Origin of the sequence: Stenotrophomonas sp. VV52, from assembly GCF_002893095.1 — a bacterium.
Lineage (GTDB): Bacteria > Pseudomonadota > Gammaproteobacteria > Xanthomonadales > Xanthomonadaceae > Stenotrophomonas > Stenotrophomonas aracearum.
Genome location: NZ_KZ622864.1, coordinates 262,093 through 285,508, shown reverse-complemented (window position 1 = coordinate 285,508; position 23,416 = coordinate 262,093). Strand labels below are relative to the sequence as shown.

Genomic DNA, 23,416 nt, shown 5'->3' with positions numbered 1-23,416 from the left:
TTGTATTCGGTTATCAAACCGGCAAAGGCAACCATTGCAGGCTCGCACCCGCCAAGGCCGTGGCTATGGCCGTCGCCGCCAGCACGTCACTGGGGTAGTGCAATCCCAACACCACCCGCGATACGCCGACCGCAGCCGTGAACGGCACCAGGAGCGGGGCCAGCCACGGGTAGTACGCCAGCGCCACGATGGTGAACGACACCGCGTGCAACGTATGCCCGGACGGGAAGCTGAACTCGTCCAGCGGCGCCACCCAGGCGCGGATCCGCAGGTCGGCCGCGTAGGGCCGCGGACGCCTCGTCCAGCGCTTCAGGCCCTTGTACAGCAGCAGCGCCATCAACCCGGTGGCCGCCATGTGCAGCGACGCGCGCAGGCCGTCGAAACCGTCGACCAGCACCAGCGCGCCCATCAGGGCATACCAGAACACCCCGTCGCCGAGCCGGCTGACCACCGCGAATGCACGGCGCACCCGACGGTGCCGGCAATAGTGGTTGGCGCGGCGGCAGAGGCGGGTTTCGCGCCCGCGCAGGGCCTCAAGCGGCGTGGTCCGCATGCGGCCTCCGGGCGTGGGCCAGTTCGGCAAGGAGGGCCTCGAACTCGGCCACCACCTGCTGCGGATGCAGTCGCTGCATCGCCACGGCGGCGTTGCGGCCCAGGCGTTCGCGCGCGGCATCATCGCCGGCCAGGCGCACGGCGGCGTCGACGAAGGCGGCATCGTCGTCAACCGCCACGCCGGTTTCATCGGTGCGCAGGTGCTCGCGCGCGGCACCGTAATCGAAGGCGACCGTGGTCACGCCGCTCGCCATTGCTTCCAGGGTGACATTGCCAAAGGTCTCGCTGCGGCTGGGGAACAGGAACAGGTCGCCACTGGCGAAGTGCCGGGCCAGCGCGTCGCCGCGCTGCACCCCGCAGAAGATGAAATCCGGGTTTTCATGCGCCAGCTTCCCGCGCGCCGGGCCGTCGCCAACCCACACGAAGCGCGCCTTGGGGCGCACCTGCTGCAGGCGGCGGAAGGCCTTCACCGCCAGCGCCAGGTTCTTTTCTGCGGCAATGCGGCCGACGTAGATCGCGGCAAAGCCGGTGCCGTCGATGCCCCATTCCTCGCGCAGCGCCGGGTCGCGCCGCGTCGGCTCGAACTGGCTGCTGTCCACCGCGCGCGCGAGCAGGCGGACCCGATCGAAGCCCTGGCCGGCCAGGAACTGCTGCAGCTCCTGGGTCGGCACCAGGGTCGCGTCGGCCTGGTTGTGGAAGCGGCGCATCCAGCGCAGTGCGGCGGCCTGCAGCCAGGCCACGCCGTAGTCGGGCAGGTACTCGTCGAAGCGGGTGTGGAAGCCGGTGGCCACCGGAATGCCCAGCCGCCGCGCGGTGCGCAGCGCCGACCAGCCCAGCGGGCCCTCGGTGGCGATGTAGATCGCATCGGGCCGCTGCTGTTGCCACTGCCGGGCCAGCCGCTTGGGGGCCGGCAGGCCGAAACGCAGCCCGGGGTAGCGCGGCAGGCCCGCGCCCTGTACCAGCAGCGCGCCGCCGGCGTCGGTCTCATCGCCCTGGCGCGGGCGGACCAGGTCCACCTCGTGCCCGGCCGCGCGCAGTCCCTGCTCCAGGCCCTGTACGGTCAGGGCGACGCCGTTGACTTCGGGGGGATACGTTTCGGTGACGATCGCGTAGCGCATGGGAACCTCCCGGTTTGGCGCATGCTCGCGGGCGGCGATGTAGCCGACATGACGCGGCCATGACCAGCAGATGACGCCGTGACCGGGCACAAAAAAACCACGGCCCCGAAGGGCCGTGGTCATGTTCCATCACCCGCGGGGGGGCGATCAGAAGCGCTGCTGGTACTTCATGTAGATCACGCGGCCGATGTCGTAGCCGCCGTAGTACGAGAAGGCCGAGTTCGGCTTGCTGTACATGATCGGGCCCAGACGGTCGAACACGTTGTTGGCGCCGACCGACACGGTGCCGTCCCACGGCAGGTTGTAGCGGAACTGCACGTCGTGGAAGGTGACCGAGCCGCGCTCGTTGTAGTTGCGCGACCCCTTGTACCACGGGGCGTACTGGTTCGGATCCGAGCACTCTTCCGGGTACAGGGCGATGTTGGCGCACTGTTCCTTCACCCCGGAGTAGTAACGCGCGGTCCAGCTCATGCCGAAGTCTTCGCGGTCCCAGCCCAGCACCAGGTTGGAACGGACGCGGAAGCCGCTGCCGATGCCGTTGGTGGTGGTCGGGACGACGCTGGCGTCGTTGGTCGAACGGTAGATGTTGCTGGACACGTAGGTGGTGGCCGAGTTCAGCGAGAACTTGCCGAACGCGGTATCCAGGCGGTAGCTCAGGTCCAGGTCGTAACCTTCGGTTTCCAGGAAACCGGCGTTGCGGTTGCCGAACTTCAGGTTGGTGACGATGCCGGTGACCGGGTCGCGATCGAAGCGGGTGCAGCGTGCGTCGATGCCCTGCTCATAGCAGTCGATCAGGATCTGGGAAGGCGTATCGGCAATGATGGTGTTGTCGATGCGGATCTTCCACCAGTCCAGCGAGGCGTTGAAGTTCTGGATGAAGCCGGGGCTCCAGACCAGGCCCAGCGTCTTGCTCTTGGAGGTTTCCGGGGTCAGGTCCGGGTTCGAGCCGCTGGTGAACGGCACCGGGGTGGCGTCGGTGGCCACGGTCACCGGCGTGCCGCCCTGGCGCAGCTGGCGGAACGTGGCGGCGTTGGCGATGTCACGCGAGCAGCGGGCGCGCACTTCGGCGCTGGTGCGCGAAGAACCGAACACGGTGTCGCACGGATCGCTGAACTGGGCGAAGGTTTCCGAACCGCCACCGAACAGGTCGTTGATGGTCGGGGCGCGGAAGCCCTCGGCCCAGGTGCCGCGCACCATCAGCGAATCGATCGGCTTCCACTTGAAGCCGAACTTGCTGTTGAGCGTGTTGCCGAAGGTGTCGTAGTCGGAGAAGCGGGTCGCGCCGTTGAAGGTCAGTTCCTTGGCGCCCGGCAGGTCGGCCAGCACCGGCACGTTCAGTTCCAGGTACGCCTCGTTGACGGTGTAGTCGCCACCGGTCGGGCCTGCGGCCAGGTTGGTGGTGGCACCGGTCTGGGCCAGCGGATCGGGCGTGTAGCGGCCGTCTTCCTTGCGGCTTTCAACGCCGAACGCGAAGCCCATGTCGCCGCCCGGCAGGGTGACGATGGAACCGGCGATGTTGGCGAAGAAGTTCTTCGAGGTGGTGCGGCCCTTGGTGACTTCTTCCGGGAACAGCCACGCCTGCAGCTCTGCATTGCCGTACAGGCCGTCCGCAGCGGTGGTGCCGTACGGAACCAGCGGGTTCCACGGCTTGCACACGTCGTAGCCGATCGGCGCGGCGGCGGTACCGCACTGGACCTTGCCGGTGGCGGTGTTCAGGAACGACGGGCCGACGCCGGCGGCGACGCGCGCCTTGTGCAGGTTGCCGGTGGCGATCGATTCCAGTTCGTTGCGGTTGTACTGGTAGCCCGCTTCCCAGTCGAAGTAGCGCTCGCCGATGTCGAACGAACCGTCGAACGAGGCCACCGCGCGGTAGGTCTTCAGTTCGCTGGTGGTCACGCGCGGCACTTCCCAGGTACGGCGGTTCCAGGCCACCGCGGTCGGGGTGGCGTAGCCGTGCTGGTTGCCGAACGGGTTGAAGTAGCTGTTGATCGACATCGAACCAACGCCGGCAGTGCTGGACTGCAGCGGGTAGCCGGCGATCTGGCGGGTCGACTCGCGCTCGTTGTAGCCCAGCTCGGTGCGGAAGTTGATGCTGTCGGTGATCGCGAAGCGACCATCGAAGTACACCGAGTCGCGCTTGAGCGGATACATCACGTGCATCTGGTCGTTGGCGTTGCTCACGTCACCGGTGAACGGGGTGGTGTCGGTGCGGTGGTAGTTGCCCGGCAGGGTCGGGTCGCTGCCACGGTTGAGCGAGTAACCGCAGCCGGCGGTGGCCGTGCAGCCGGGGCCGCGCAGGCCGGTGATCTGGCCGTACTGGCTGATCGTGGTCCAGTTGCTCGAGTCCAGCGGGTGGCGGTCGGTCATGCCGTACTGGCTGAAGCCACGGTCGCGGGCCCACACGCCGTCTTCTTCGGAGTGCTCCAGCGCCAGGGTCAGCGACAGGCGGTCGTTGCTCCAGCCGGTGACCGCGTCGATACGGTCGCGCGCGCCGTCGCCTTCGCTGTACTGGCCGTGGTAGACGTTCACGGTGGTGCCGGTGACGTTGCTGCGGGTGATGATGTTGACCACGCCGGCCATCGCGTCCGAACCGTAGATCGCCGAGGCGCCGTCCTTCAGCACTTCAATGCGCTCCACCGCCGAGACCGGCAGGGTGGACACGTCCTGGTAACCGGAGGTGCTGATGCCCAGGCGCTTGCCGTTGACCAGCACCAGCGTGCGCTGGGTGCCCAGGTTGCGCATGTCGATGTAGGTACCGCCGGCATTCTCACCAGCGGTCAGCGCGTTGGCGCGGCTGATCGTCGGGCTGCCCATGGCGGTGACGTTCTGCAGGATGTCCGCCACCGAGCTGAAGCCCTGGCGTTCGATGTCGGTGCGGCTGATCGCAAACACCGGCTGGGCGGTCTCCACGTCAACGGTGCGGATGCGCGAACCGGTGATCTCGATGCGATCCAGGTTGGTGGGGCTCGGCGCGTCCTGTGCCATGGCCGGGGCGGCCACCAGGCCGGCGGTACCGGCGACCAGGGCATAGCGGATCGCCTGCCCCAGTACGTTGATGCGTGAAGTCATTTGGCTCTCTCTCTGGTTCAGAACTGAATCAAAAGAGGTCGGCGGGGTCCCAAGTCCCCGCGTCGCTCGAAAACCGTCCCAAGTGGGCCGGTGACTCGATCTTAGTCCCAGTCGTTAAGCCGGTGTAAAGCCTTTTGCCAAAAAAAATTCACCAGCCCGTAACCAACGAGATGTATTGCCTTGTAAATCAACAGATTGTGACAAAGTGAACCCGTCAGGCGCGATGTCCTGATGTATCGGTATGTATCGCTTTGATGCGGCGCGTCACGCAGATCTGCGCAACGCGGCGCGATTACGCCACGAACGGGCGGAACAGGATGCCGAGTCCGGCCATGCCGTCGGTCTCGCCGATCAGGTCGGCGCGCAGCAGGGGGCGGGCGTCGATGTAGGCCTGCGGCAGGATCAGCGACAGGCGGTTGTCGTCCGCGCTCAGCTCCAGCGCCGGCATCGGGCTGTCTTCGTGGGCGCGGTTGAGCAGCACCGCCAGCCGGAGCAGGGCGGTCATGCGCCGGGCCGGCAGCAGCAGGCGCTCGGGCAGGGCGTCGAACGCGGACTTGGACACGTTGCGGCGGTGGCTGCGCACCAGCGCGGCCAGCAGCTGTTGTTCCTGCCGCGAGAAGCCGGCGATGTCCGAGTTCTCCAGCACGTAGCTGCCATGCACGTGGTAGCCGCTGTGCGCGATCATCAGGCCCAGCTCGTGCAGGCGTGCGGCCCAGCCGAGCATGCGCGCGTCGTCCGGGTCCAGGTTCCATGCCTTTTCCACCTGGCCGAACAGGTCCATCGCGGTGCGCTGCACCCGGTCGGCCTGGACGGTGTCGATGCCATAGCGCTGGGTCAGGGCATCGACCGACTCGTCGCGCAGGTCGTTCTCGCTGGCACGGCCGAGGATGTCGTAGAGGATGCCTTCGCGCATCGCGGCCTTGCTGACCAGCAGCTTCTGCAGCCCCAGCGCGTGGAACGCCGCTTCCAGCACCAGGATGCCGCCGGCGATGATCGGGCGGCGGTCCGGCGACAGGCCGGGCAGGTCGATGTCTTCGATCCGCTTGGCCTTGAGCAGCTCGTCGCGCAGCTGCGGCAGCGCTTCGGCGGTGATCGCGCCCTTGCTCAGCTTCATGCTGGCGCAGATCTCGCTGATCGCCTTATGGGTGCCCGATGACCCCAGGGCCTCGTCCCAGCCCAGCGAACGGTACTTGGTGGCGAACTGCTGGAACTCCGCACCGATCTCGGTCAGTGCGTCCTTCCAGCGCTTCTTGCTCAGCTTGCCGCCGGGAAAGAAGCGCCGCGTGCTGGCAATGCAGCCGGCCTGCAGGCTTTCGCGCTCCAGGGTCTGCATGCCCTGGCCGATGATGAATTCGGTGGAACCGCCGCCGATGTCGATCACCAGCCGGCGCTGGTCCGGCTTGGGCGGCTGCGCGTGGGCCACGCCCAGGTAGATCAGGCGGGCCTCTTCACGCCCGCTGACCACTTCAATGGCATGTCCCAGCGCGGTTTCGGCCGGCATCAGGAAGGCTTGCGGCGAACGCAGCTGGCGGACCGTGTTGGTGGCCAGTGCGCGCACCCGCACCGGGGGAATGCCGCGGATGCGCTGGCCGAACCGGGCCAGGCACTCGAGCGCGCGCTGGCGCGCCTCGGCCGACAGGCCGCCCTTGCCATCCAGGCCGTCGGCCATGCGCACGGTCTCGCGCAGGCGGTCGACCACCCGCAGCTGGCCGAGCGTGTAGCGCGCGATGACCATGTGGAAACTGTTGGAGCCCAGGTCGATGGCGGCGAGCAGGTCGCCATCCTGCAGGGCGGGCGGTGTCGTGGAGGTATGCGGCATGGACGAATGGTAGCCGATGGCCTACAACCCGGCCATCAATGCCATCTGCGCCGAATGCGGGGGCTCGTCGTGGCCCGGCGTGCACTTGCGGTAGGTGCCGTCGGCCTGCAGTTCCCAGGCATTGAGGTTGTCGTCCAGGTAGTTCTGCAGCACGTCGCGGTAGACCTTGCGGGCCAGCTCCGGGTCCAGGATCGGGAAGCAGGTCTCGACCCGGCGCAGCAGGTTGCGTTCGAGCCAGTCGGCGCTGGCGCAGTAGAGTTCCGCAGCGCCGTCGTTGCCGAACCAGTACACACGACTGTGTTCCAGGAAGCGGCCGACGATCGAGCGCACCCGGATGTTGTCCGACACCCCGGGCACGCCCGGGCGCAGCGTGCAGGCGCCGCGCACGATCAGGTCGATCTGCACGCCGGCCTGCGAGGCGGCGTACAGCGCCCGCACCACCTGCGGCTCGTTGAGGGCGTTCATCTTGGCGATGATGCGCCCGGGGCGGCCCTTGCGGGCCAGGTGCATCTCGCGTTCGATCCGCTGCAGCAGCCCGTCGTGCAGGGTGAACGGCGACTGCAGCAGGCGCTTCAGGCGGGTGCGCGGGGCCAGGCCGGACAGCTGCTGGAACAGCAGGTGCACGTCATTGCCGATGTCCGCATCGGCGGTGATCAGGCTCAGGTCGGTGTACGCGCGCGCGGTGCCGCTGTGGTAATTGCCGGTGCCCAGGTGCACGTAGCGGCGCAGCTTGCGGCCTTCGCGGCGCACGATCAGCAGCATCTTGGCGTGGGTCTTGTAGCCGACCACGCCGTACACCACCTGCACTCCGGCTTCCTGCAGGCGGTCGGCCAGCCCCAGGTTGGCTTCTTCGTCGAAGCGTGCGCGCAGCTCGACCACCACGGTGACGTCCTTGCCGTTGCGCGCGGCCAGGATCAGCGCATCGACGATCTGCGAATCCTTGCCGGTGCGGTACAGGGTCTGCTTGATCGCCAGCACGTTCGGGTCGACCGCCGCCTGCTTGATCAGGTCCAGTACCGCGGTGAACGCGTCGAAGGGGTGGTGCAGCAGGACGTCCTTGCGCGCCACCACCTCGAAGATGCCGTCGCTGTCGCGCAGCGTGCGCGGGCTCATCGGCGGGTACTTCAGTTCCGGGCGGGCGAGCAGGTCGTACAGCTGGATCACGCGGTTGAGGTTGACCGGACCGTCGATCTGGTACACCGCGTTTTCGGTCAGGCCGAAGTTCTGCAGCAGGGTGCGCACGATGTCGCGCGGGCAGTCCTGCGCGATCTCCAGCCGCACCGCCGGCCGGTAGCCGCGGTCGACCAGTTCGTCGCGCAGGGCCAGGGCGAGGTTTTCCACTTCCTCCTCGTCCACCACCAGTTCCGAATTGCGGGTCACCCGGAACTGGTACGCGCCCTGGACTTCCATGCCGGGGAACAGCTCGCCGACGAAGGTCGACAGCACCGAGGACAGGAACACGAAGGTCTGCGGGCCGCCCAGGGTCTGCGGCAGCTGGATGATGCGCGGCAGCGAGCGCGGTGCGCGCACGATGGCCAGGTGGCCGGCGCGGCCGAACGCGTCGGTGCCCTTGAGCACCACTACGATGTTCAGCGATTTGTTGAGGATCTTCGGGAACGGGTGCGACGGGTCCAGGCCCAGCGGCGACAGCACCGGCATGATCTCGTTGCGGAAGTACGCGCGCAGCCAGCGCTTCTGGCGGTGGTTCCACGAATGCCGACCCAGCACGTCGATGCCGGCCTCGTGCAGGGCCGGGCGCAGGGTGTCGTTCCAGCAGCGGTACTGCTGGTCCACCAGCTCGGCGGCGCGGTCATGGATGGCGCTGAGGATCGCCTGCGGGGTCATGCCGTCCGGTGCCGGCGGCAGGCCGAACTCCTGCGCGTGGCGCACTGCCGCGGCGCGGATCTCGAAGAACTCATCCAGGTTGGTGCAGGAAATGCACATGAAGCGCAGCCGCTCCAGCACCGGTACCTGCGGGTCCATGGCCTGGGCCAGCACCCGGAAGTTGAAGTCCAGCTGCGACAGCTCGCGGTTGATGTACAGCGCCGGGTCGCGCAGGTCATCGGTTTCCGCCGGCACGGCGATGGGAACGAGGCTGCTCATGCGGAAAAGTCTTCTGCGGAAGGAAGGAGGGCCGCGTCGGTGCGCTCGCGCACGTGGTCGGCATCGAAATGGCAGGAGAACGTGCTGCCCTTGCCGACTTCGCTCTGGATCTCCAGGCGGGCGTGGTGCAGGCCAAGGATGTGTTTGACGATCGACAGGCCCAGCCCGGTGCCGCCGCTTTCGCGCGAACGGCTGCTGGAGACCCGGTAGAAGCGTTCGGTCAGGCGCGGCAGGTGGGTGGCGGGAATGCCATAGCCGGTGTCGCGTACCGCCAGCACCACACCCTGGCCTTCGCGCGCCAGCTCCACCTCGACCCGGCCACCGGCCGGGGTGTAGCGGACCGCGTTGGTGACCAGGTTGGAGAACGCGCTGTGCAGTTCCTTGTTGGAACCCTGCAGGTCGACCCCGGCGTTGTCGATGACGCTGATCGTGTGGCGGCCCTGGCTGTGGGCTTCGGCTTCGCGGCGCAGCGTGGCCAGCATCGGCGCCATCGCCACGGTTTCTTCTTCGGTGTGTTCCTGCGATTCCAGCCGCGACAGGGTCAGCAGGTCTTCGACCAGCTGCGCCATGCGCTGCGACTGCTTGCGCATTTCTTCCAGCATCGGGCCGGTGCCGGGGAAATCCTCCGGCTCCATCATGTCCAGGTAACCGTGCACCACGGTGAGCGGCGTGCGCAGTTCATGCGAGACGTTGGCCACGAAGTCGCGGCGGACCTGCTCCAGCCGCAGCAGCTTGCTCACGTCGCGCGCGATCAGCAGCCAGTAGTCGGGCGAATACGGAATCAGGCGCAGGTTGAGGCGGATCGCCGGATCGACCGGCGAGGGCACGTCCAGGATCGGCTCGGCATTGCGGCCCCCGGCCAGCCAGTGGGCCAGCGGCATCGGCTGCAGCCGTTCGACCAGCGCCTCGCCGAGGTCGCCGGGATGGTGCAGGCCGAGCAGGGTGGTCGCCGATTCGTTGAACCACTGCACGCGCTGGCTGTTGCGGTCCACCACCACCACCGCGTCGGGCAGGGCCGCCGCGGCGGCGCGGTAGCTGCGCAGCATGTCCAGCAGGCGTCGCTTGCGCGTGCGCATTTCCAACTGGTTGCGGTAGAGCAGGCGGTCCAGTTCGTTCCAGACCCCGTTGCCGCCGCTCATGTCCCAGCGCTGGCGCGCGGTGAGCCGGCGCAGCACCTTGCGCAGGCGCCAGTAATGCCAGGCCAGCGCGCCGATCGAGGCCAGCGCGATGCACATCCAGACCTGCCCGGTGGCCAGGCCCACGAGCACCGCAGCCAGCAGCAGCACGGCCAGGGTCGCGAGCGTTTTCAGCCAGGCAGAACGGATGTGGCGCGGCATTGCAGTCTCGTGGTTCACGTGGACGTCGAGAAACGATACCCCGCGCCGCGTACGGTCTGCACCATGTTCTCCGCACCGAACGGTTCCAGCGTCTTGCGCAGGCGCCGGATGTGTACGTCGATGGTGCGTTCCTCCACGTACACGCTGCCGCCCCACACGTGGTCGAGCAGCTGGGCGCGGGTATACACGCGCTCGGGATGGGTCATGAAGAAGTGCAGCAGGCGGTATTCGGTCGGCCCGATCGGCACCGGCTGGTCGCCGGCGAACACGCGGTGCGCGGCGCCGTCGATGCGGATGCTGCCCACTGCCACGCTGCCGTCTTCATCGTCGTCGCGCGCGCGGCGCATCACCGCGCGGATCCGCGCCAGCAGTTCGCGCGCCGAGAACGGCTTGACCACGTAATCGTCCACGCCGGCCTCGAGCCCGCCGACGCGGTCGTTTTCTTCGCCACGCGCGGTCAGCATGATGATCGGCACCTCGCGGGTGAGGGCCTCCTTGCGCCAGCGCCGGGCCAGGTCCAGGCCACTGGTGCCCGGGAGCATCCAGTCCAGCAGGATCAGGTCCGGCACGCGGTCGGCGATGGCGGTCTGCGCCTCGCGGGCGTCACCGGCGTGAATGGGGTCGTAGTCGCCCTTGCGCAGGGCGAAGGCGACCATTTCGCGGATCGCGGGTTCGTCATCGACGATCAGGATGCGTTTCTGCACGTGCCCACCGTATTGCTCATCAGACCGGGATTGGGCCCAGTAGACTACGGTTTCATGACATGTTTGTGACCATGATGACGGGGCTGCAATCTTCACGTCATCTTTACGGAACCAACGTCCGGCCAACGGCCGGGGCTACCGTCGCTCGAGTTCGGGGTCATCTATGCCCTGGCGGCGCATTTCGAGCACGGTCGGGGTGATGCTCTCGATCCGGGCGTCGACCCGGGCGCGGCCCACGTAGTCCAGGTCCGAACGCTTCTTCAGCGCCTGCAGCTGGATCAGCGCCTGCTCCGGGCGGCCGTTCAGGAACGCCGCCTCGGCGTAGGCCTCGCTGGCGCGCAGGGTGTCGCCGGCCAGCTCACTGGCGCGGGCATAGCGCTGCTGGAACACCGGGTCGTTGCCGCTCTGGGCCAGCAGCGGGCGCAGCATCGCCTGGGCGCGCTGGCCGGCCTCGCGGCCGCCCTGTTCGTTGAGGATTTCCGCGTAGGTGAGGGCCACCGGCCGGCTGCCCGGGTGCTGGCGCAGCAGGGTGTCGAAGCGGGCGTTGGCCTCGGCCTTCTGGCCGCTGCGCGATTCGGCCTCGCCCAGCGCCAGCGCCACCCACAGGTTGTCCGGATGGTCCTGCAGCAGCGTGGCCAGGTCGCGTCGCGCCTCGGTCGGGTTGCTGTTGCGCAGCCGCGCCAGGGCCAGGCCATAGCGCTGCGGTTCGGTCAGTCCGTTCTTCTGCGCGCGCTGCAGGTTCTGGTACTCGGTGGCGAGGTCGCCGGGGGTGTCGGCGCTGAGTACGCGCAGGCGCTCGCGGGCCCAGTCGAACTGGCCGCTGGCGCCGCGGCTGAGCGCGTTCACCGAAAACTGCATGGACGCCGGCAGCAGCGGGTTGTTGCGCTGGACGACCGGCTCGGACAGCGCCGGGTCGGTCGGATTCACCCGTTCCTGGCGGACCCCGCCGGGGACCTCGGTGGTCAGCAGCACCGTGTCCTTCTTCATCTGTTCGGCGCGGGCCTTGGCTTCGCTGATGCGGGTGGTGTTGACCGGGTGGGTCTGCAGGAAGTCCGGCACCGAGTAGCCGCCGGCATTGCCGCGCATGGAGGCCGACATGCGCTCGAAGAACCCGGCCATCGCGTCCACGTCGTAGCCGCTGCGGGCCAGGGTGCGGATGCCCAGGCGGTCGGCCTCGGACTCGTTGCTGCGGGTGTAGTTGATCTGGCGCTGCTGCATCAGCCCCATGCCCGAGGTGATCGCGGCCATGGTCGCATCGCCGGAGGAATTGCCGCCGGCCTGCTGCGCGGCCACCACTGCGGCCAGCATGCCGAGCAGGATCGGAATCTGGTCGCGCTGGGCCCGTTCCACCCCGCGCAGCACGTGCTGCTGGGTGACGTGGGCGATTTCGTGGGACAGCACCGCGGCCACCTCGTCCTCGCGTTCGGCGGTCAGCACCAGCCCGGCATTGACCCCGACGTAGCCGCCGAGGGTGGCGAACGCATTGATCTGGCGGTCGCGCAGCATGAAGAAGGTGTAGGACTGGCGCGGCTGGGCGCTGTTGGAGCCGAGCCGGGCGCCCATGGTCTGCAGCCAGTCGTCCACCAGCGGGTCGTCCAGCAGGTAGCCGTAGTTGCGCAGCTCGCGCAGCATCATGCCGCCGTACTCGGCCTGGCGGGCCGGGGTCAGCAGCTCGCCAGCCGAGGAGCCGATGTCCGGCAGCTTGCTGTCCTGGGCCGACGCCCACGGTGCGGCCAGGGCCAGGGTCAGGGCGGCGGAGAGCAGCAGAGGGCGCAAACGGGTACTCCTGGAAGCGGTGGTTGAGTCACTGTGTTGCGGTGATGACATGGAATATCCGACGCAGGGCTACCATATACAGACAATCGTTCCGTTGTGGAGTTTCCCGTGAGCCAAGATGTCGCTTCCAACCCGGGTGGGACCCCCGCCATCACCATCTATTCGACCGCGGTCTGCCCCTACTGCGTGGCGGCCAAGAACTTCCTGAAGAGCAAGGGCCGCACGTGGACCGAGGTCCGCATCGACCTGGACCCGGACGAGCGCCGGAAGATGATGGACAAGACCAGTCGCACCAGCGTGCCGCAGATCTTCGTCGGCGACACCCACGTGGGCGGTTTCGACGACATGATGGCGCTGCACCAGGCCGGAAAGCTTGAGTCGTTGCTGAACGGGGAGGGCGCATGAGCGCCGCCGACGACGCCAGCAAGGACCGGATCGCCGAGTTCACCGAGTTCCGCCAGCGCATGAACCAGCGCATCCTGGGCGAGCCCAACCAGGTGGTGCGGCGCTTCTTCGCGCTCGACACCCAGACCTACCAGGCCGGCGCGCTGGATGTGAAGACCAAGGAACTGCTGGGCCTGGTCGCCTCGATGGTGCTGCGCTGCGACGACTGCATCAGCTACCACGTGGCCCAGTGCAAGGACGCCGGGGTGACCCGTGAGGAGTTCTTCGAGACCTTCTCGGTCGGCCTGGTGGTCGGCGGCTCCATCGTGATCCCGCACCTGCGCCGCGCGGTGGACTTCCTGGACCAGCTGGAAGGCGGCGCCGCCGCCCCGGACGCCCACGAGCACGCCTGAACCGCCCCTTGGCCGTAGTGCCGGCCGCTGGCCGGCTCCTCGGAGTAGCCGGCAGCAAGGGGAGCCGGCCGGCGGCCGGCACTACCCGGTTGCCACCATTGGCTAACTTGGGGTCCAACACCGGGTAAGGCATAATTGCGGGTGAAACTTCCCTTGCGCCGGTGCTCCTGCACCTGCTTGACGGCGCTCCCCCTCGGTTCGGAAACAGATCAAATGACGCAGAAAATCACGGTCATCCGCGGTGACGGCATCGGCCCGGAGATCATGGACGCCACCCTGTTCGTGCTCGGCAAGCTGGACACCGGTTTTGAGTACGAAGACGCCGACGCGGGCCTGGTCGCCCTGGAGAAGCATGGCGACCTGATGCCGGCTTCGACCCTGGAGTCGATCGCGCGCAACAAGATCGCCCTGAAGAGCCCGCTGACCACGCCGGTCGGTGGTGGTTTCACCTCGATCAACGTCAGCCTGCGTCGCCACTTCGACCTGTACGCCAACGTGCGTCCGGCGGTGTCGTTCCCGAACACCAAGTCGCGATTCGGCGACGGCGTGGACCTGATCACCGTGCGTGAGAACACCGAAGGCGCCTACCTGGCCGAAGGCCAGGAAGTGTCGGCCGACGGCGAGACCGCGTTCTCCGGCACCCGCATCACCCGCAAGGGTTCCGAGCGCATCGTGCGCTACGCCTTCGAACTGGCCCGCAGCACCGGCCGCAAGAAGGTCACCGCGGTGCACAAGGCCAACATCATCAAGTCGACCTCGGGCCTGTTCCTGGCCGTGGCACGCGAAGTGGCGGCCAAGTACCCGGACATCGAGTTCCAGGAAATGATCGTCGACAACTGCTGCATGCAGCTGGTGATGCGTCCGGAACAGTTCGACGTGATCGTCACCACCAACCTGTTCGGCGACATCATCTCCGACCTGTGCGCCGGCCTCGTCGGCGGCCTGGGCCTGGCCCCGGGCGCCAACATTGGTGAGAACGCGGCGATCTTCGAAGCCGTGCACGGCACCGCGCCGGACATCGCCGGGCAGGGCAAGGCCAATCCGTGCGCGCTGCTGCTGGCGGCTGCGCAGATGCTGGACCATGTCGGCCAGACCGATAACGCCGAGCGCCTGCGCAAGGCGATCGTGGCTACCCTGGAAGCCAAGGATTCGCTGACCGGCGACCTCGGCGGCACCGGCAACACCATGGGCTTCGCCCAAGCCATCGCGAGCCGCCTGTAAGGGGTTCGCGACGGAACGAAAAAGGGCCGCTTTCGCGGCCCTTTTTTGTTTGCGGTTCCGTGGAGCCGGCCAGCGGCCGGCACTACGCGTTGATGCTTCGCCTCAACGCTGGTTGAGCTTCGACAGCAAGCGCAGGAACTCCACATACAACCACACCAGCGTGACCATCAGGCCGAACGCGCCGTACCACTCCATGTACTTGGGCGCGCGCGCTGCCGCACCGTTTTCGATGAAGTCGAAGTCCAGCACCAGGTTCAGCGCGGCCACCACGACCACGAACAGGCTGAAGGCGATGCCCAGCCAGCTGGCTTCATGGATCACCGGCACGTTGATGTTGAAGAAGCTGAGCACGAACGAGGCAAGGTACAGCAGCGCGATGCCGCCGGTGGCCGCGACCACGCCCAGCTTGAAGTTCTCGGTGACCTTGATCAGCCCGCTGCGATACGCCACCAGCAGCGCGAACAGGGTGCCGAAGGTGAGCAGCACGGCCTGGAACACGATGCCCGGGAACCGCGCGTCGAACACGGCCGAGATCGCACCGAGGAAGAAGCCTTCCACCAATGCGTACATCGGCGCGGTCACCGGCGACCATTCCTTCTTGAACACCGTGACAAGGGCGAGGATCAGCCCGCCGATCGCGCCACCGATGGCGTAGATCATCGCGCCCGGTGCGATCTGGCCGTCGGCGCCGATGGTCTGGCTCCAGGCGAAGGCGGCGGTGATGACCGTCAGCAGCAGCAGGATGCCGGTCTTGTTGACCGTGCCGTTGATGGTCATCGCCTGGTCGGGCGAGGTTACGACCGAGCCACTGGCCAGGTCGAGGAAGGTCGACTCGGAAAGTGCGGGGTTGCCGCTGCGCATTGCCAATCTCCTTGAAGGGTAGGGGTCCGGTCCATCCGGTACTGTGCCGAGCATAGCGGATGTGAAAAAGTCCGTGAAAACCGTTGACAGATGGGTCGGCGATTCCCACAATAGCCGACTCTTTCGGGGGGAACCTCGAGGGATGAAACCACCGGGGTATAGCGCAGTCTGGTAGCGCGCCTGCTTTGGGAGCAGGATGTCGGGGGTTCGAATCCCTCTACCCCGACCACGTCCCGCTGCTCAAACCGGGATGGGAATGCGACAATCCGGTCAGGGCGCCCGTAGCTCAACTGGATAGAGCACCGGCCTTCTAAGCCGGCGGTTACAGGTTCGATTCCTGTCGGGCGCGCCACTTGGCGCATGCGGCAGGCGTTCAAAAAGCGGTAGTGACGCGCCATGCGCGTCAAACGTTTAAAAGGTTTTCAGTGGTGGCTGTAGCTCAGTTGGTTAGAGTACCGGATTGTGATTCCGGTGGTCGGGGGTTCGAATCCCCTCAGCCACCCCACTGATTTGATGTATCCGATTCGCCGAAAGTGAATCGGGGTTGCAAAAAAAGGCGAAATCGTTACAATGATCGCCTGAGTTTTCAGGGCTGTTAGCTCAGTTGGTAGAGCAGTTGACTCTTAATCAATAGGTCCAAGGTTCGAATCCTTGACAGCCCACCAAGACAGAAGCCACCCGGTCACCCGGGTGGCTTTTTTCTTGCGCGCGTTCCGGCATTGCGTGGGACACGCCATGCGTGTCCTTCTCGATCCGTGATCGTTCATTCATACAAACCCCTTGCGCATTCCTGCGGCAGTGCGTCATAATTCGCCTCCCGATTTTAGGGCTGTTAGCTCAGTTGGTAGAGCAGTTGACTCTTAATCAATAGGTCCAAGGTTCGAATCCTTGACAGCCCACCAAGACAGAAGCCACCCGGTCACCCGGGTGGCTTTTTTCTTGCGCGCGTTCCGGCATTGCGTGGGACACGCCATGCGTGTCCTTCTCGATCCGTGATCGTTCATTCATACAAACCCCTTGCGCATTCCTGCGGCAGTGCGTCATAATTCGCCTCCCGATTTTCGGGCTGTTAGCTCAGTTGGTAGAGCAGTTGACTCTTAATCAATAGGTCCAAGGTTCGAATCCTTGACAGCCCACCAAGACAGAAGCCATCCGGTCAGCCGGGTGGCTTTTTTCTTGCCTGTAATCCGAGCATCGCGCGGGACACGCATGGGGTGTCGCTACGCCCGGACTCCCCCGTAGTGACGCGCCATGCGTGTCCCTCCAATCCCGACCCTCCCGCAGCTATACTGCGCGTCCTGCGAAAGTGGCGGAATTGGTAGACGCCCTGGATTTAGGTTCCAGTGCCGCAAGGCGTGGGGGTTCGAGTCCCCCCTTTCGCACCAGGTACCGGGCATCGGCCCCGGACGGGATTGCCTGAACAGGCCTCTGATTGACGCTTCCGGCCGCATGCTGGCGGCGCTGGCCGTTATCGGCGAAACTACAGGGCTGCGGCGGGCAGGCGCGTCCACGACCCGCGTTCCCAACCCGTTTCATCCAATCACATCGTGCCGGGGGCGTGCCCACCGGTTGGCAGGAGTCAACATGCAAGCTTCGATCGAATCCACCGGCAATCTGGAACGCCGCCTGACCTTCTCGCTGCCGGAAGACCGCCTGCAGACCCACATCAGCGGCCGCCTGGGCGAAATCGCCCGTACCGCGCGCATCAAGGGCTTCCGCCCGGGCAAGGTGCCGGCCAAGGTGATCGAGCAGCGCTTCGGCCAGCAGGTCCGCAGCGAAGCCGTCGACGGCCTGCTGCGCGAAACCTTCGACGCCGCCATCCGCGAGCACGAGCTGCGCATCGCCGGTGCCCCGCGCATCGACAAGGGCGATGACGGCGAGTTCTCGTTCGTCGCCACCGTCGAGCTGGTGCCGGACTTCGGCGACGTCGACGTCAGCAAGCTGACCGTCGTGCGCCACACCGCCGAGATCAACGACGCCGACATCGACCAGATGATCACCAACCTGCGCGAACAGCGCCGCAGCTGGAGCCCGGTGACCCGTGGCGCCCAGGACGGCGACCTGGTCGCACTGGAAACCTGGTCGCAGGCCGGCGATGAGCGCCTGCCGGCCGAAGGCACCGAAAAGGGCAGCGTGGTGGTGGGCCAGGGCATGATGTTCGAGCAGATCGAACAGGGCCTGGTCGGCCTGGCCAAGGGTGAAGAGAAGACCCTGGACGTCGAATTCCCGGCCGACTGGCGCGTGCCGGCCCTGGCCGGCAAGCAGGTCAAGGTCACCGTCAAGGCGGTGGACGTGTCCGAGCCGGTACTGCCGGAAGTCGACGCCGACTTCATCAAGAGCTTCGGCGTGAAGGGCGGCGACGTGGAGCAGTTCCGCAAGGACATCCGCGCCAACCTGGAACGCGAGCTCAAGGGCGCGCTGATGAACCGCCTGCGCAAGGAAGTCGGTGAGCAGCTGATCGCCGCCTACGCCTCGGTGGAAATGCCGCCGCGCCTGGTCGACAACGAAGCCCGCGCCATGCTGGCCCAGCAGGTCGAGCAGATCCGCCGCAGCGGCCGCAACCCGGGCGAGATCCCGGCCGACGCCCACGAAGGCTTCAAGGACGCCGCCGCCAAGCGCGTGCTGGTCGGCCTGCTGGTCGGTGAAGTGGCCCGCCGCAACGACCTGCGCCTGGACCCGAAGCGCCTGAACGAAACCATGCGTCTGATTGCTTCGACCTATGAAGAGCCGGAACAGGTCATTGAGATGTACCGCAACGACCCCCAGCTGATGAGTGGGCTGCAGAACCGCGTGATGGAAGAGCAGGTGATCGACTGGATCGCCGAGCGCGCCCAGCACACCGAGCAGTCGCTGTCGTTCCAGGACGCCATCCGCCAGTAAGCGGGCGGCGTTTCATGCCCCGCGCCGCTGGCGCGGGGTGGTTTCCCCCAAATAGGTGCCTCAGAAATGGACAACCAAACCAAAGCCCTGAACATGGTTCCGATGGTGGTCGAACAGACCAGCCGCGGCGAGCGCGCCTATGACATCTATTCGCGCCTGTTGAAGGAGCGCCTGATCTTCCTCGTGGGCCCGATCGACGATCACATGGCCAACGTGGTGGTGGCGCAGCTGCTGTTCCTGGAAGCGGACAACCCGGAAAAGGACATCAGCATCTACATCAACTCGCCGGGTGGCGTGGTCACCGCCGGCATGGCGATCTACGACACCATGCAGTACATCAAGCCGGACGTGAGCACCATCTGCGTCGGCCAGGCCGCCTCCATGGGCGCGCTGCTGCTGGCATCCGGCGCGGCCGGCAAGCGTTACGCGCTGCCGAACTCGCGCGTGATGATCCACCAGCCGCTGGGCGGCTTCCAGGGCCAGGCCACGGACATCGACATCCACGCGCGTGAGATCCTCACCCTGCGTGCGCGCCTGAACGAAGTGCTGGCCAAGCACACCGGGCAGTCGCTGGAGACCATCGCGCGCGACACCGAGCGCGACAACTTCAAGAGCGCGGCCGACGCGGTGGCCTACGGCCTGGTCGACCAGGTGCTGGAGCGCCGTCCGGAAGAGTCGATCACCCCGGCCTGATGGCCTGTTTCCGCAGGGTCGGGCTGGACTGGCGTCCTCCCGGCCCTGTGTTATTCTCGAATCGAACCCCCGTTCAGCGGGTGGGGTAACTGGGTAAGCGAAGCATGAGCGAAGACCGCCAAGGTCGTTCCACGGACACCGGCAAGATCCTCTACTGTTCTTTCTGCGGAAAGAGCCAGCACGAGGTGCGCAAGCTGATTGCTGGGCCCAGCGTGTTCATCTGCGATGAATGCGTGGAGCTGTGCAACGACATCATCCGTGAAGAGCTCGAGGAAAAGGCGCAGTCGGCGCGCAGTTCGCTGCCCAAGCCGAAGGAAATCCTCGAAGTCCTCGACCAGTACGTGATTGGCCAGAACCGGGCCAAGCGCACGTTGGCCGTGGCTGTGTACAACCACTACAAGCGCATCGAGAGCCGCCAGAAGAACGACGAAGTCGAACTGGCGAAGTCGAACATCCTGCTGGTCGGTCCGACCGGTTCGGGCAAGACCCTGCTGGCCGAAACCCTGGCCCGCCTGCTCAACGTGCCGTTCACCATGGCCGACGCCACTACGCTGACCGAAGCCGGTTACGTGGGCGAAGACGTGGAGAACATCATCCAGAAGCTGCTGCAGAAGTGCGACTACGACGTCGAGAAGGCACAGCAGGGCATCGTCTACATCGATGAAATCGACAAGATCTCGCGCAAGAGCGAGAACCCGTCGATCACCCGTGACGTGTCCGGCGAAGGCGTGCAGCAGGCCCTGCTGAAGCTGATCGAAGGCACCGTGGCCAGCGTGCCGCCGCAGGGCGGTCGCAAGCACCCGCAGCAGGAATTCCTGCAGGTCGACACCAAGAACATCCTGTTCATCTGCGGCGGCGCGTTCGCCGGGCTGGACAAGGTGATCCAGGCCCGTTCCAACGACGCCGGCGGCATCGGCTTCGGGGCCAAGGTGAAGAGCTCCGAGCGCAAGCAGGAAGTGGGCAAGGTGCTGGCCGAAGTCGAGCCGGAAGACCTGATCAAGTTCGGCCTGATCCCGGAATTCGTCGGCCGCCTGCCGGTGGTGGCGACCCTGGAAGAGCTGGACGAGGCGGCCCTGGTCAGGATCCTGACCGAGCCCAAGAACGCCATCACCAAGCAGTTCAAGAAGCTGTTCGAGATGGAGCACGTGGAGCTGGAGTTCCGCCCTGACGCCCTGTCGGCCATTGCCCGCAAGGCGCTCAAGCGCAAGACCGGCGCCCGTGGCCTGCGCACCATCGTCGAATCGGTCCTGCTGGACACCATGTACGACCTGCCTTCGGCAGAAAACGTCAGCAAGGTGGTGGTGGACGAATCGGTGATCGAGCACAAGTCCGAACCGTACCTGATCTACCAGACTCCGCCGGCCCCTGAACAGAAGGCCGCAGGCGCTGAATAATCGATTCAAATACTTGAATTGATGGAGTTTTTTCAGAGCATCTTGCATCTGGACGCCGATGGCCCCATAACGGGGCCATCGGCTTTTTTGTATCCGGGCGAGGCTGCCCGGAGGCCATCCCCACCGTTCCTTTGGAGCCCTCATGGCCCGTTCCCCTACTGAGACTCTCGACCTGCCGGTACTGCCGCTGCGTGACGTGGTGGTGTTCCCGCACATGGTCATTCCGCTGTTCGTCGGCCGCGACAAGTCCATGCACGCGCTGGAGCAGGCGATGGAAGCGGACAAGCGCATCCTGCTGCTTGCGCAGAAGTCGGCCGAGACCGACGACCCGACCGCGGCCGACCTGTACCAGGTCGGTACCCTGGCCCAGGTCCTGCAGCTGCTGAAGCTGCCCGACGGCACCATCAAGGTGCTGGTCGAAGGCCTGTCGCGGGTCAACGTCACCCAGGTGACCGAGCGCAATGGCGCGCTGCAGGGCGTGGCTTCGGAAATCGAGTCGGACGAGTCGCGCGAACCGCGCGAGATCGAGGCGATCGCCCGCTCGCTGATGTCGCTGTTCGAGCAGTACGTCAAGACCAACCGCAAGCTGCCGCCGGAGCTGCTGCAGACCCTGGCCGGCATCGATGAGCCGGCGCGCCTGGCCGACACCATTGCCGCGCACATCAGCGTGCGCCTGGCCGACAAACAGCGCCTGCTGGAAACCCTGCAGATCGGCGAACGCCTGGAGATGCTGGTCGGCCTGGTCGACGGCGAGATCGACGTGCAGCAGATGGAAAAGCGCATCCGCGGCCGGGTCAAGTCGCAGATGGAAAAGAGCCAGCGCGAGTACTACCTCAACGAGCAGATGAAGGCGATCCAGAAGGAACTGGGCGACCTCGACGACGCGCCCGGCGAGCTGGAAGAACTGGCGCGCAAGATCGCCGATGCCGGCATGCCCAAGCCGGTGGAAACCAAGGCCAAGGCCGAACTCAACAAGCTCAAGCAGATGTCGCCGATGTCGGCCGAAGCCGCGGTGGTGCGCAACTACCTCGACTGGCTGCTGGGCGTGCCGTGGAAGAAGCGCACCAAGGTCCGCAAGGACCTGAAGGTCGCGCAAGACACCCTGGACGCCGACCACTTCGGCCTGGACAAGGTCAAGGACCGCATCCTCGAGTACCTGGCGGTGCAGTCGCGGGTGAAGCAGATGAAGGGCCCGATCCTGTGCCTGGTCGGGCCGCCGGGTGTGGGCAAGACCTCGCTGGGCCAGTCCATCGCCAAGGCGACGAATCGCAAGTTCGTGCGCATGAGCCTGGGCGGCGTGCGCGACGAAGCCGAGATCCGTGGCCACCGTCGTACCTACGTCGGCTCCATGCCGGGCCGCATCGTGCAGAACCTCAACAAGGTCGGCAGCAAGAATGCGCTGTTCGTGCTCGACGAGATCGACAAGATGTCGATGGACTTCCGTGGCGACCCGTCCTCGGCGCTGCTGGAAGTGCTCGACCCCGAGCAGAACAACGCGTTCAACGACCACTACCTGGAAGTGGACCTGGACCTGTCCGAAGTGATGTTCGTGGCGACCTCCAACTCGCTCAACATCCCCGGCCCGCTGCTGGACCGCATGGAAGTGATCCGGATCCCCGGTTACACCGAGGATGAGAAGCTCAACATCGCGATGCGTTACCTGGTGCCCAAGCAGCTCAAGGCCAACGGCCTGAAGCCGGAGGAACTGGAGATCGAAGCCGACGCCATCCAGGACGTGGTGCGTTACTACACGCGCGAGTCCGGCGTGCGCAACCTCGAGCGTGAAGTGGCCAAGATCTGCCGCAAGGTGGTGAAGGAAATCGCGCTGGGCGGACCGGTCGCACCGGTCAAGCAGGCCAAGGCCGGCAAGAAGGTCGCGGCGAAGAAAAAGGCGCTGGTGGTGGTCAATGCCAAGAACCTGGAGAAGTACCTGGGCGTGCGCCGCTTCGACTTCGGCCGTGCCGAGGAACAGAACGAGATCGGCCTGGTGACCGGCCTGGCCTGGACCGAGGTCGGTGGCGACCTGTTGCAGATTGAATCCACGCTGGTGCCGGGCAAGGGCGCCATGATCCTCACCGGCCAGCTCGGCAATGTGATGAAGGAATCGGCCTCGGCCGCATTGTCGGTGGTGCGTTCGCGTGCCGAACGGTTGGGTATCGACGCCGACTTCCTGCAGAAGCACGACGTGCACGTGCACGTGCCCGATGGTGCTACGCCGAAGGATGGCCCCAGTGCCGGCGCCGCGATGGTGACCTCGCTGGTGTCGATGCTGACCAAGGTGCCGATCCGTGCCGAAGTGGCGATGACCGGCGAAATCACCCTGCGTGGTCGCGTCACCGCGATCGGCGGGCTGAAGGAAAAGCTGCTGGCCGCGCTGCGCGGTGGCATCACCACCGTGATCATTCCCGAGGAGAACCGCAAGGACCTGGCCGACATTCCGGCCAACGTCACCCGCGACCTCAAGATCATTCCGGTGAAGTGGATCGAAGAGGTGCTCGACCTGGCACTGGAAACGCCGCTGACGCAGCCCAAGCCGAAGAAGGATGGGCAACGCGTCACAGTGCGGAGCAAGGGCAAGACAGCTTCCACAACGCGCGTCAAGCACTGACGCGCGCTGTGGAATTCCCCGAAACCCGCGTCGTTATTGGCTTTTCAGCTTGCGCGGGTAGGGGTGCACTGGTATAAAAGCACCACTCGCAGGTCAGCAGAACGTTGATCGGTGCGAATCGAGAACTCACTGGTGTCCGGCCACGTTGCGGGTCGGATGCTTCACTGTCGAACATGCGGAATCCCCGCCAAAGGAGCTGTACAGAATGAACAAGACCGAATTGATCGACGCCGTTGCCGAAACCGCCGACCTGACCAAGGCCGATTCGGCTCGCGCCGTCGATGCCGTCATCGCTGCCGTCACCAAGGCCCTGAAGGGCGGCGACGCAGTGACCCTGGTGGGCTTCGGTACGTTCCAGGTGCGTGACCGCGCCGCTCGTACCGGCCGCAACCCGAAGACCGGCGACACCATCAAGATCGCTGCGTCGAAGAATCCGTCGTTCAAGGCTGGCAAAGCCCTGAAGGATGCCGTAAACTAAGCGGCT

At 66.0% G+C, this 23,416-nt stretch carries 17 protein-coding genes and 7 tRNA genes; 15 read left to right on the top strand and 9 right to left on the bottom strand.

What is annotated here, in order from left to right:
- Positions 1 to 13: 13 nt before the first annotated feature.
- The 8 genes from C2U58_RS01420 to C2U58_RS01385 form a co-directional block, all read right to left on the bottom strand.
- Complete coding sequence (locus C2U58_RS01420) at positions 14 to 553, bottom strand: phosphatase PAP2 family protein (protein ID WP_102944216.1); 540 nt, start codon at positions 551 to 553, stop codon at positions 14 to 16.
- On the bottom strand, positions 534 to 1,670 hold the full coding sequence (locus C2U58_RS01415; protein WP_102944215.1) for a glycosyltransferase family 1 protein: 1,137 nt from the start codon (positions 1,668 to 1,670) through the stop codon (positions 534 to 536). The genes C2U58_RS01420 and C2U58_RS01415 overlap by 20 nt, the downstream gene beginning before the upstream one ends.
- A 147-nt stretch (positions 1,671 to 1,817) precedes the next feature.
- On the bottom strand, positions 1,818 to 4,739 hold the full coding sequence (locus tag C2U58_RS01410; protein ID WP_102944214.1) for a TonB-dependent receptor: 2,922 nt from the start codon (positions 4,737 to 4,739) through the stop codon (positions 1,818 to 1,820).
- Between the two features lie 292 nt (positions 4,740 to 5,031).
- Positions 5,032 to 6,558 (bottom strand): exopolyphosphatase, encoded by a 1,527-nt coding sequence (gene ppx, locus C2U58_RS01405; protein WP_102944213.1) that lies wholly within the window; start codon positions 6,556 to 6,558, stop codon positions 5,032 to 5,034.
- Between the two features lie 21 nt (positions 6,559 to 6,579).
- A complete protein-coding gene (gene ppk1 / locus C2U58_RS01400) occupies positions 6,580 to 8,661 on the bottom strand; it encodes a polyphosphate kinase 1 (protein ID WP_102944212.1) in 2,082 nt (693 codons plus the stop codon).
- On the bottom strand, positions 8,658 to 9,998 hold the full coding sequence (phoR, locus tag C2U58_RS01395; RefSeq protein ID WP_070209462.1) for a phosphate regulon sensor histidine kinase PhoR: 1,341 nt from the start codon (positions 9,996 to 9,998) through the stop codon (positions 8,658 to 8,660). The genes ppk1 and phoR overlap by 4 nt, the downstream gene beginning before the upstream one ends.
- 14 nt (positions 9,999 to 10,012) lie before the next feature.
- Positions 10,013 to 10,702, bottom strand: coding sequence for a phosphate regulon transcriptional regulator PhoB (phoB, locus tag C2U58_RS01390; protein WP_068849561.1), 690 nt, complete (start codon positions 10,700 to 10,702; stop codon positions 10,013 to 10,015).
- A 135-nt stretch (positions 10,703 to 10,837) separates the two neighbouring features.
- Complete coding sequence (locus C2U58_RS01385; protein ID WP_102944211.1) at positions 10,838 to 12,478, bottom strand: M48 family metalloprotease; 1,641 nt, start codon at positions 12,476 to 12,478, stop codon at positions 10,838 to 10,840.
- 108 nt (positions 12,479 to 12,586) lie between these two features.
- On the opposite strand from C2U58_RS01385, the gene grxC reads away from it, so the two are divergent.
- The 3 genes from grxC (at position 12,587) to C2U58_RS01370 (ending at position 14,496) form a co-directional block, all read left to right on the top strand.
- On the top strand, positions 12,587 to 12,883 hold the full coding sequence (gene grxC / locus C2U58_RS01380; RefSeq protein WP_172448038.1) for a glutaredoxin 3: 297 nt from the start codon (positions 12,587 to 12,589) through the stop codon (positions 12,881 to 12,883).
- Complete coding sequence (locus tag C2U58_RS01375; protein WP_102944209.1) at positions 12,880 to 13,275, top strand: carboxymuconolactone decarboxylase family protein; 396 nt, start codon at positions 12,880 to 12,882, stop codon at positions 13,273 to 13,275. The genes grxC and C2U58_RS01375 overlap by 4 nt, the downstream gene beginning before the upstream one ends.
- A gap of 213 nt (positions 13,276 to 13,488) precedes the next feature.
- On the top strand, positions 13,489 to 14,496 hold the full coding sequence (locus C2U58_RS01370; protein WP_102944208.1) for an isocitrate dehydrogenase: 1,008 nt from the start codon (positions 13,489 to 13,491) through the stop codon (positions 14,494 to 14,496).
- Between the two features lie 102 nt (positions 14,497 to 14,598).
- Here C2U58_RS01370 and C2U58_RS01365 read toward each other — a convergent pair whose 3' ends face one another.
- Positions 14,599 to 15,357, bottom strand: coding sequence for a Bax inhibitor-1/YccA family protein (locus tag C2U58_RS01365; RefSeq protein WP_172448037.1), 759 nt, complete (start codon positions 15,355 to 15,357; stop codon positions 14,599 to 14,601).
- 152 nt (positions 15,358 to 15,509) lie between these two features.
- On the opposite strand from C2U58_RS01365, the gene C2U58_RS01360 reads away from it, so the two are divergent.
- The 12 genes from C2U58_RS01360 to C2U58_RS01305 all read left to right on the top strand — a co-directional run bounded on the left by C2U58_RS01360 (position 15,510) and on the right by C2U58_RS01305 (position 23,410).
- Positions 15,510 to 15,586, top strand: a tRNA-Pro gene (locus C2U58_RS01360).
- A gap of 46 nt (positions 15,587 to 15,632) precedes the next feature.
- Positions 15,633 to 15,709: transfer RNA gene (locus C2U58_RS01355), tRNA-Arg, on the top strand.
- Between the two features lie 76 nt (positions 15,710 to 15,785).
- Positions 15,786 to 15,862, top strand: a tRNA-His gene (locus C2U58_RS01350).
- Positions 15,863 to 15,946: 84 nt separating this feature from the next.
- Positions 15,947 to 16,022: transfer RNA gene (locus C2U58_RS01345), tRNA-Lys, on the top strand.
- A 161-nt stretch (positions 16,023 to 16,183) separates the two neighbouring features.
- Positions 16,184 to 16,259, top strand: a tRNA-Lys gene (locus C2U58_RS01340).
- A gap of 161 nt (positions 16,260 to 16,420) precedes the next feature.
- A tRNA-Lys gene (locus C2U58_RS01335) sits at positions 16,421 to 16,496 on the top strand.
- A 161-nt stretch (positions 16,497 to 16,657) separates the two neighbouring features.
- Positions 16,658 to 16,742: transfer RNA gene (locus tag C2U58_RS01330), tRNA-Leu, on the top strand.
- Between the two features lie 199 nt (positions 16,743 to 16,941).
- Positions 16,942 to 18,237 carry a trigger factor gene (gene tig, locus C2U58_RS01325; RefSeq protein ID WP_102944206.1) on the top strand — a complete coding sequence of 432 codons (1,296 nt, stop codon included), beginning with the start codon at positions 16,942 to 16,944 and terminating at the stop codon, positions 18,235 to 18,237.
- Positions 18,238 to 18,303: 66 nt separating this feature from the next.
- Positions 18,304 to 18,930: an ATP-dependent Clp endopeptidase proteolytic subunit ClpP gene (clpP, locus tag C2U58_RS01320; RefSeq protein ID WP_102944205.1), complete on the top strand. Its 627-nt coding sequence runs from the start codon at positions 18,304 to 18,306 to the stop codon at positions 18,928 to 18,930.
- Positions 18,931 to 19,034: 104 nt separating this feature from the next.
- Positions 19,035 to 20,324, top strand: a complete 1,290-nt coding sequence (clpX, locus tag C2U58_RS01315; RefSeq protein ID WP_070209521.1) for an ATP-dependent Clp protease ATP-binding subunit ClpX — start codon at positions 19,035 to 19,037, stop codon at positions 20,322 to 20,324.
- A gap of 142 nt (positions 20,325 to 20,466) precedes the next feature.
- A complete protein-coding gene (lon, locus tag C2U58_RS01310) occupies positions 20,467 to 22,932 on the top strand; it encodes an endopeptidase La (protein ID WP_070209522.1) in 2,466 nt (821 codons plus the stop codon).
- 205 nt (positions 22,933 to 23,137) lie between these two features.
- Complete coding sequence (locus tag C2U58_RS01305) at positions 23,138 to 23,410, top strand: HU family DNA-binding protein (RefSeq protein WP_070209523.1); 273 nt, start codon at positions 23,138 to 23,140, stop codon at positions 23,408 to 23,410.
- Positions 23,411 to 23,416: the final 6 nt, after the last annotated feature.

What these genes read in the sequence shown, in the direction of transcription:
- C2U58_RS01415 (WP_102944215.1), bottom strand. Translation starts at nt 1,670, where the DNA reads ATGCGCTACGCGATCGTCACCGAAACGTATCCCCCCGAAGTCAACGGC.
- phoR (WP_070209462.1), bottom strand. Translation starts at nt 9,998, where the DNA reads ATGCCGCGCCACATCCGTTCTGCCTGGCTGAAAACGCTCGCGACCCTG.
- C2U58_RS01410 (WP_102944214.1), bottom strand. Translation starts at nt 4,739, where the DNA reads ATGACTTCACGCATCAACGTACTGGGGCAGGCGATCCGCTATGCCCTG.
- C2U58_RS01365 (WP_172448037.1), bottom strand. Translation starts at nt 15,357, where the DNA reads ATGCGCAGCGGCAACCCCGCACTTTCCGAGTCGACCTTCCTCGACCTG.
- C2U58_RS01305 (WP_070209523.1), top strand. Translation starts at nt 23,138, where the DNA reads ATGAACAAGACCGAATTGATCGACGCCGTTGCCGAAACCGCCGACCTG.
- tig (WP_102944206.1), top strand. Translation starts at nt 16,942, where the DNA reads ATGCAAGCTTCGATCGAATCCACCGGCAATCTGGAACGCCGCCTGACC.
- C2U58_RS01375 (WP_102944209.1), top strand. Translation starts at nt 12,880, where the DNA reads ATGAGCGCCGCCGACGACGCCAGCAAGGACCGGATCGCCGAGTTCACC.
- C2U58_RS01420 (WP_102944216.1), bottom strand. Translation starts at nt 553, where the DNA reads ATGCGGACCACGCCGCTTGAGGCCCTGCGCGGGCGCGAAACCCGCCTC.
- lon (WP_070209522.1), top strand. Translation starts at nt 20,467, where the DNA reads ATGGCCCGTTCCCCTACTGAGACTCTCGACCTGCCGGTACTGCCGCTG.
- ppx (WP_102944213.1), bottom strand. Translation starts at nt 6,558, where the DNA reads ATGCCGCATACCTCCACGACACCGCCCGCCCTGCAGGATGGCGACCTG.
- ppk1 (WP_102944212.1), bottom strand. Translation starts at nt 8,661, where the DNA reads ATGAGCAGCCTCGTTCCCATCGCCGTGCCGGCGGAAACCGATGACCTG.
- C2U58_RS01370 (WP_102944208.1), top strand. Translation starts at nt 13,489, where the DNA reads ATGACGCAGAAAATCACGGTCATCCGCGGTGACGGCATCGGCCCGGAG.
- clpX (WP_070209521.1), top strand. Translation starts at nt 19,035, where the DNA reads ATGAGCGAAGACCGCCAAGGTCGTTCCACGGACACCGGCAAGATCCTC.
- clpP (WP_102944205.1), top strand. Translation starts at nt 18,304, where the DNA reads ATGGACAACCAAACCAAAGCCCTGAACATGGTTCCGATGGTGGTCGAA.